At 63.8% G+C, this 8,090-nt stretch carries 9 protein-coding genes; all 9 read left to right on the top strand.

The window, feature by feature from the left end; translation table 11 throughout:
• Positions 1–312: 312 nt before the first annotated feature.
• The 9 genes from RLO07_RS06315 (at position 313) to RLO07_RS06275 (ending at position 8,084) form a co-directional block, all read left to right on the top strand.
• Positions 313–1,395, top strand: a complete 1,083-nt coding sequence (locus RLO07_RS06315; protein WP_462291288.1) for an adenylate/guanylate cyclase domain-containing protein — start codon at positions 313–315, stop codon at positions 1,393–1,395.
• A gap of 451 nt (positions 1,396–1,846) precedes the next feature.
• Positions 1,847–2,884 (top strand): alpha/beta fold hydrolase, encoded by a 1,038-nt coding sequence (locus RLO07_RS06310; protein WP_462291287.1) that lies wholly within the window; start codon positions 1,847–1,849, stop codon positions 2,882–2,884.
• Between the two features lie 66 nt (positions 2,885–2,950).
• Complete coding sequence (locus tag RLO07_RS06305) at positions 2,951–3,973, top strand: class I fructose-bisphosphate aldolase (protein ID WP_462291286.1); 1,023 nt, start codon at positions 2,951–2,953, stop codon at positions 3,971–3,973.
• A gap of 67 nt (positions 3,974–4,040) precedes the next feature.
• Positions 4,041–4,547 (top strand): nucleoside deaminase, encoded by a 507-nt coding sequence (locus RLO07_RS06300; protein ID WP_462291285.1) that lies wholly within the window; start codon positions 4,041–4,043, stop codon positions 4,545–4,547.
• A gap of 24 nt (positions 4,548–4,571) precedes the next feature.
• Positions 4,572–5,501 (top strand): glutathione S-transferase family protein, encoded by a 930-nt coding sequence (locus RLO07_RS06295; RefSeq protein WP_462291284.1) that lies wholly within the window; start codon positions 4,572–4,574, stop codon positions 5,499–5,501.
• A complete protein-coding gene (locus RLO07_RS06290; RefSeq protein WP_462291283.1) occupies positions 5,494–5,952 on the top strand; it encodes a YkvA family protein in 459 nt (152 codons plus the stop codon). Before RLO07_RS06295 ends, RLO07_RS06290 begins: the two co-directional genes overlap by 8 nt.
• A 51-nt stretch (positions 5,953–6,003) precedes the next feature.
• Positions 6,004–6,381 carry a DUF1622 domain-containing protein gene (locus RLO07_RS06285; RefSeq protein WP_462291282.1) on the top strand — a complete coding sequence of 126 codons (378 nt, stop codon included), beginning with the start codon at positions 6,004–6,006 and terminating at the stop codon, positions 6,379–6,381.
• A 57-nt stretch (positions 6,382–6,438) separates the two neighbouring features.
• Positions 6,439–7,518, top strand: coding sequence for a PA0069 family radical SAM protein (locus RLO07_RS06280; protein WP_462291281.1), 1,080 nt, complete (start codon positions 6,439–6,441; stop codon positions 7,516–7,518).
• A gap of 194 nt (positions 7,519–7,712) precedes the next feature.
• Positions 7,713–8,084, top strand: coding sequence for a PaaI family thioesterase (locus tag RLO07_RS06275; RefSeq protein ID WP_462291280.1), 372 nt, complete (start codon positions 7,713–7,715; stop codon positions 8,082–8,084).
• Positions 8,085–8,090 lie beyond the last annotated feature (6 nt).

Genomic DNA, 8,090 nt, shown 5'->3' with positions numbered 1-8,090 from the left:
ATTGGAGGACTTTACTCTCATCTGTTTTTTGCCATAACTTTGTTGGGTCAGGTTGTTTACACTGTTAGCACAAAAGGATGGCATTGTAGCAAAAACTTATTAAAATATTCTTTGCTTGCCGGCAAGCCACGCCTTGATTCGCGCCGGCACAGGCGCTCTGAACGTTACCGAATTAGCCGCGCAGCCCACTAGGCGCTGAAGGATTGCCCAGGGTGTGTGCTTGCCCCCGACACCAGCGGCTGTATCGCCGTCGATTCCACGGGTATGATTGCCCGCTAATGATTGGACGGTTAACTTCAGGGAATGGGTGACATGGATAGTTCGGTTGGGTCTGATCGGGTGATGAGCATGGTGCAGGCGCTGGTCACTCGTGTTGGCGGCGTGGTACCTCCACAGGAGTATGCGGCGCTCACCCAGCTGGCCTATAACCTGCTGGAGCCCGCGCCACCGGTTTCGCCACCGAGTCCGCGTCTGGTGACGGTGCTGATCGTCGACCTGCGGGGGTTTTCCTCGCTTGCGGAGACCTGCAGTTCCGCGGCCCTGATTGGCTTGCTGACGCCCTTTTTTGAGCAGATGACGGCGCTCATCCACGCCCATGGCGGGTTTGTCGACAAGTTTCTTGGCGACGGGGTGATGGCACTGTTTGGCGCCCCGCACGCCTGTGATGACCATTTGCGGCAGGCGTTGCTGTGCGCCGCCCGCATGCAGCAGGCCATGGTCGGGATCAACGCCAACAACGCCCGCCTGGGTCTGCCGGAAGTGCACGCGGGTATCGGCATCAATACCGGTGAGGTCATGGTCGGCAGTTTCGGCCCCGATGACCATCGCGAGTACACCGCGATCGGGGACGAGGTGAATTTTGCTGCCCGGGTGGAATCCTTCAGCCTGCGCGGGCAGGTGCTGCTGAGCGAAAACAGCTACCTGGCTGCTCGCGACAGCATTGAAGTGGGGGCCATGCGCCGCTTGCAGGTCAAGGGCAGAAGGGGTCCGGTAACGCTGTACGAGATGCTGGCCGTGACCGGGTCAGAGCGTGTTGAGGTGCCGCGGGTGGAGCTGCGCAATTCGCCGCGGGTCGAGGTCGAGCTGCCGTTGCACTTTCATCGCGTGGATGGCAAAGAGGTGCTGCAGGAAACCCATGCCGGCAGTATCCGCAACCTCAGTTATGATGGCATGCTCGCGCAGCTGGAGCTGGAGCTGCCGACACTCAGTGAAATCAATTTCCGGGTAAACAGTGACTTCGCTACCGACGTATCCGGTGAGCTGTATGCCCGCGCCCTGCATACACGGCCGGTGGCGAACCGCTTCGAAATCTCTTTCGCTTTCACCACTTCGGGCACGACCGGGCACGAGGCCGTGCGGCGCTACGTTGACCAGCTGCTGTGGGGCCGTCCCTAGTGGGCTGCGCGGCTAATTCGGTAACATTCAGCCGTCGCACAAGCGTTGTGGGCAAGGCGCGCGAGCGCAGGACTGGCCGTCGCCAATTCAAGCGAGCGCAACGCAGCCCACAACGCTTGTGCGGCGGCCCTGCGGGAGCGCCGGTGGCGGCGCGACACAGCGTTGTGGCGCTTGGTTAGGGTGCCACCCGAGCCCGCGAGCCACGCCGTGATTAGCACCCGCACACGCGTTGGGGGCACGGCGCGCGCGCGCCGGACGGGCCGCCCCAAATTCCAGTCCCCCCAACGCACCCCACAACGCTTGTGCGGCGGCCCTGCGGGAGCGCCTGTGCCGGCGCGACTCAGCGTTGTGCCTCTTGGTAAGGGAGCCACCCTTGCCGGCGAGCCACGCCTTGATTCGCACCGGCACAGGCGCTCTGAAAGTTACCGAATTAGCCGCGCAGCCCACTAGCGTGCAAGACCACTTCTTTGACAGCGGAGGCACCCGGCTGCACGCCGTCAGCACCGGTCGCGGACCTCTGGTGGTCTTTTGTCATGGCTTTCCGGGGCTCTGGTACAGCTGGCACCGGCAACTGACAGCAGTGGCCGGCGCGGGATTTCGTGCCGTTGCGCTGGATCAGCGCGGTTACGGGCAGTCAGACCGCCCCCTGGCTGTCAGTGCTTACGACAGCGAGCAGCACTGCCGGGACCTGCTGGCGCTGCTGGCTCATTTCGGCGAACGTGAGGCCTGTTTTGTCGGCCATGACTTTGGCGCGGCCCAGGTGTGCAACATGGCGGTACGCTATCCGCAACACTGCCGTGCGCTGGTACATGTCAGTTGTCCCTACGATTTTGACCTTGCGGGTCGCGGCTGTGCCGGCAGCGATGCCGCCGCCCGTGACTATGGCCGTCCTTTTGCCCTGCCGCACATCAAGCCCACCGATTGTTTTGCCGCCATCGCCGAGCAGCATTTCTTCCACATGCACTATTTCCAGACGGTGGGGCCGGCGGAGCGGGAGCTGGGCGCCAATGCCGCGGGCTTCTTGCAACGGCTCTACTGGTCCCTGAGCGCGGAAGGCAACCTGCTGGGCTGGGACCGGTTTCCCTCGGCTGGCACCGGCTATCTTGATGTGCTGGCGCCGGCGCCGGCACTGCCCTGGGGCTGGCTGGAGCAGGCGGACTTGGCCTACCTCACTTCCCAGTACCTGCTCGCCGGGGAAGAGCTGGCCTTCATTGGAGGACTGAACAGCTATCGGGTAGCGGACCGCAACTGGGAACTGGGCAAGCCCTGGGCCGACGCCCGGGTCGAGGTCCCCAGCCTGTTTATTGCCGGCCAGCAGGATGCAGTGCTGCAGATGGTGGGAACCGATGCCCTGCGCCTCATGCGCGCGCGGATGCCGCGCCTGGCTGCCGAGGTGCTGATACCGGGTGCGGGTCATTTTGTGCAACTGGAGCAGGCGGAGGCGTTCAACCGCGCCTTGCTGGACTTCCTTGCCGCTGGCAGCGGATGATGGACAGTCACCATCACCTTTGCATAACCTGTAGCTGTCCGTGCCGGTACCGGAAGGAGGTCAAAGATGAACAGGCAACAGCTCGCTGCGGTAGCGAACGCCATCGTCGCCAGGCAAAAAGGTGTCCTGGCGGCGGATGAGAGCGGCCCTACCATCAGGAAACGTTTCGATGCTGTCGAGGTGGAAGCAACCGGGGAGAACCGCCGCCGCTATCGCGAAATCCTGTTTACCACCGAAAACATTGAACAGTACATCGGTGGCGTTATTCTGTTTGACGAAACCTTGCGCCAGGCTACCGGCGACGGCCTACCCTTTGCCGAGTTGCTCCAGAGCCGTGGCATCCTGCCCGGAATCAAGGTGGACAGGGGGCCCGCTGCACTGGCACTGCACCCGGGAGAACGGGTCACCGAAGGGCTGGATGGGCTGCGTGACCGCCTGCTCGAGTACCGTCAACTGGGTGCGAAGTTCGCCAAGTGGCGCGCGGTGATCGATATTGATGAGGCAGAGGTGCCGGGCGCGTGCGGTATTCGCGCCAATGCGCATGCACTGGCGCGCTATGCGGCGCTGTGCCAGGAACTGGATGTCGTTCCCATCGTGGAACCGGAAGTGCTGATGGACGGCGCCCATACCATCCAGCGCTGCGAACAGGTGACCTCCAGGGTTCTGGCGGCGGTTTTCACCGAGCTTGATGCCCACGGCGTTTTCCTCGAAGGCATGCTGCTGAAGCCGAACATGGTGATCGCCGGCCTGCAATGCGAGCGGCAGGCCCCGGTGCAGGAGGTGGCAGAGGCGACCCTGCGCTGCATGCGGCGCCATGTGCCAGCTGCCGTTCCCGGGCTGGTGTTTCTGTCCGGCGGGCAGAGCGCGGCGGACGCCACCGAGCACCTCAATGCCATGAACGCGATGGGGTCGCAACCCTGGCAGGTGAGCTTCTCTTACGGCCGGGCATTGCAGGCTCCGGTCCTGGCGGCATGGCGGGGGCAGGAGGATAATCTGGCTGCCGCCCAGCGCATGCTTTTCCGGCGCTGCGAACTCAATGGCCTCGCCCGCGAAGGCAAGTACCTGCGAGCGCTGGAAGAGGCGGCATGAGCCCGGGAGCCGTCGTGGTTGACCGTCGTATCTGCGGCCCGCCCCGGCCCGGCAATGGTGACAGCTGATGGCGTCCCCGGCCAATCCGGGCGCGTCCGACCCCGCGCTGGCGGAGCGTTGCATGCGTCGCGCCATCGAACTTGGCCGTCGGGCCGCTGACGCCGGTGAAGGCGGGCCTTTTGGCGCTGTCATCGTCCGCGATGGCGTCATTGTCGGCGAGGGCTGGAACCGGGTCATCGCCCGCAATGATCCCACCGCCCACGGTGAAATCATGGCAATCCGCGATGCCTGCGAGCGTGCGGGCAATTTCGATTTGCAGGGCTGCCACATTTATACCAGCGGCGAGCCCTGCCCGATGTGCCTGGGCGCCATCTACTGGGCGCGCATCGCGCATGTGTTTTACGGTTTTTCCATTCGCGCCGCAGAGAGCTGTGGCTTTGATGACAGGCGATTTTTCCAGCAGCTGGCACTGCCCCGGGAGGAGCGCGATGTCGGGCAGACCCAGGTGCTGGGGGAGGAGGCATTCGCAGTCCTGCAGCAGTACCTGGGCAAGCCGGATCGTGTACCCTACTGACAGGCACTGACAGAGTACGCATTGATGGACCTGATCCTGCACCATTACGCCATGTCGCCCTTTGGCCGCAAGATCCGCAGCATGCTGGGCTATGCGGGGCTCGACTGGCAGTCCGCGATTACCCGCGAGATGCCGCCGCGCCCGGTGCTGGCGCAGCTTGCCGGCGGCTACCGCAAGATCCCCGTGGCCCAGATTGGCGCCGACATCTTCTGCGACAGCCGCACGATTGCAGCCGAAATTGCCACCCTGGCCAACAAGCCGCAGCTGGCGCTGGAGAACCTCGACGCCGGGGCCCGGGCGTGGGCGGGCCGGGCGGATCTGGACCTGTTTTTCCCCTGCGTGCTCGCCGCTGGCACCCCCGCCATGCGGCGCAAGGCGCGGGAGTCCATGTCCCTGCTGGACATGGGGCGCTTCGTGCTGGACCGCATCGGCATGAGCCGCAAGGCGGCTGTGAAGATTGCCGGCTTCAGGGAGGCGCGGCCATTGGTGCTGGACCACCTGGCGCAGGTGGAGGCACAGCTGCAGGAGGATTTCCTGTTCGGCGCTGCTCCCACCCACGCGGATTTTTCCACGTACCACGGGCTCTGGTTTATCCGCGACCTGGGTGAGTCGCCGCTGGTCGATGGTTTTCCCGGGACCCTGGCCTGGATGGACCGCATCGCCGCTTTTGGCGAAGGGGGGCGCAGCGAGATTGCCCCGCAGCAGGCGCTGGACATCGCTGCGGGCGCCGAGCCGCGGTCGATTGCACCGGCGGCTCAGGAGGACCCGCTGGTTGGCGAACAGGTGACCATCGCCCCGTCGGACTACGGCCAGGTGGCAACCAGGGGAACGTTGGCCGGTGGTACGCAGCACAGCTGGATCCTGGCGCGAGGTGCAAGCGGGCTGGGGACGGTGCATGTGCATTTCCCCAAAGAGGGTTATTCCCTGCGCCCGGTTGGACGGGACAGTGCCTGAGCAGGGGCCCCGGCGTTCCGCCAGGGTCCGGGCCAGCAAAGCCTATGCCCGGGCGACCAGTCGTGCGCAGGCATATATCGACGAGCCCGAGCAATTGCAATCACTGGCCACCGCTGCGGCTCACAAGGCCGAGGCCCGCAGCGGACCGCTGGCTGCCATTATCAAACCCCTGAAGGACGCGCTGCGCCTGGTGCGCGCCTACGCCAGGGGCTCCTATCGCGATATTTCCTGGCGTTCACTGCTGATCCTGGTGGCCGCGGTGGTGTATTTTGTAATGCCTGTGGATCTGGTGCCGGACTTTATGCTCGGCCTGGGATTGCTGGATGACGCGGCGATTCTCGCCTGGACCCTGCGTATCCTGAACCAGGATCTGGAGCGGTTTCTGGCCTGGGAGCGTGGCGAACAGGAGCGGGCTGCCCCGGTGGAGCCCGCTGGCGATAACGTCGACTGACATTGGTACGGCCGGGCTGCTGCCGGCCCACTATTTGCGGATGGACTCAGTATGGAATTTACCGAAATGATTTCGCTGTTCGCCTACGGTATCGAAGGTGTCGGCGTACTGGTGATGCTGGTCGGGGCAAGCTATTCCTCGGTGGTGTTTATACGCCACTTCAACCGGGTGCCGGAGGGGATTGCCTATCATACCTTCCGCCGGCAACTGGGCCGCTCCATCATCCTTGGCCTGGAATTCCTCATTGCCGGGGACATCATGCAAACTATTATTGTCGCCGCAACCATGGAGAACGTGGCGGTGCTGGGCCTGATTATCCTGATTCGGACGTTCCTCAGCATGACCCTGCACCTGGAAATCGAGGGCCGCTGGCCCTGGGAGCAGATGGCGAGGGATGCGCCCGACAGTGCGCCTCCCGACAGCCGCTGATTGCAATTCGCGAGCGCGCCTCTATACTGTGCATATGTACAGTATAGAGGTGCCGTTGTGGCCATTCGCCAGCCCTCCCAAACCCGCCGCGGGCGCGGCGCCACCTTTGACCCCCACAATCGCTTCGCTGCCGTGGTCAGCGAAACCGTGGATGATGGCTGGTGGCGGGAGGAGGTCCCGGAGCGGATTGCCACGGAAGTCCGGGATGAGTCTGCGAAAAGTGCACTCAGCTGGAACAGGTCCCCGGATCTGGGCTTCGACCGCTCCATCAACCCCTATCGCGGCTGCGAGCACGGCTGTGTGTATTGTTATGCGCGGCCCAGTCACGCCTTTTGGGATCTGTCCCCGGGCCTGGATTTCGAGACCCGTCTCATTGCCCGCACTGGCCTGGTGGAACAGCTCCGGGCAGAACTGTGCAAGCCTGCCTACCAGTGCCGCCCGATCAATCTGTCCGGGAATACTGACTGTTATCAGCCGCTGGAGGCGCAACGCGACAGCACCCGCGCGTTGCTGGAATTGCTTCGTGACAGCCGCCATCCAGTGACAATCGTTACCAAGAGCGCGCTGATCCTCAGGGACACGGCGCTGCTGGCGGACATGGCCCGCGAGCGGCTGCTGCACGTTTTCATCAGCGTGACCACACTGGATGACGAGCTCAAGCGCAGCCTGGAGCCGCGCACCGCCTCACCCGTCGCGCGGCTGCGGGTCATTCGCGAATTGAGCGCGGCCGGGATTCCGGTGGGGGTGCTGGCATCGCCGATGATCCCGGGTCTCAACGACCGGGAACTGGAAGCGATTCTGGAGGCATCCCGGGATGCGGGCGCGGTCATGGCCAACTGGATGCTGCTGCGCCTGCCGCTGGAGGTGGCACCACTGTTCGAGGACTGGCTGCAGGCGCACTATCCGCAGCGGGCGGTCAAGGTGATGAGTCTTGTCCGCCAGTGCCGCGGCGGTGCAGATTACGATGCCCGCTTCGGCCACCGCATGCGCGGCGAGGGTGTGTTTGCACAACTGCTGGCCAGGCGCTTTCAACAGGCCAGCAAGCGCCTGGGCTTGAACTCACGGCGCTACGATGAACTCGACTGCAGCCGGTTCCGGCCGCCGCGGGCCCAGGGCGACCTGTTTGCCGGCGCCTGAATCCTGCCGGTACCCGCATCAGTCGTCCGCTCGCAGCATCAGCCAGACCAGCCCGTTCTGCAGACCCTGCGTCAGGCAGAAGAATGTCGCGAAGGTGGCGAGGCTGATTTCAGGTACCGCATGAACTCATACCCCATTATTATGGTTCTGCCTTGCCCTGGCATGGCATTACAGTATTGCGACAGGAGTCTCCCGTGCACCATCCCTTCGCCGATCACATGAAATTGCAGATGCTCCGTCAGGAGCATGGCTACAGTAAATGCCAGATTGAGGTGGAGGCTGACCTGCACCATAACCCGCATGCGGTGGTTCACGGCGCCGTGTTATACGCGCTGGCGGATACCGGCATGGGCGCAGCCCTGTACCCGACGCTGGAGGACGGCCAGACCTGTGCCACCATTGAAATCAAGATGAACTACTTCCGGCCGGTGCTGGCGGGTACCGTGGTGTGCGAGACCACGTTACTCAATCGCGGGCGTTCGGTGGCCAACCTGGATGCACGGCTGTTGTGCGACAACAAGCTGGTGGCCCAGGCCAACGGCAACTACGCGATTATCCGGCGCTGATGCCGC

This window comes from Haliea sp. (assembly GCF_040221975.1).
Lineage (GTDB): Bacteria > Pseudomonadota > Gammaproteobacteria > Pseudomonadales > Halieaceae > Haliea.
This window is presented reverse-complemented; position numbering and strand designations above follow the sequence as displayed.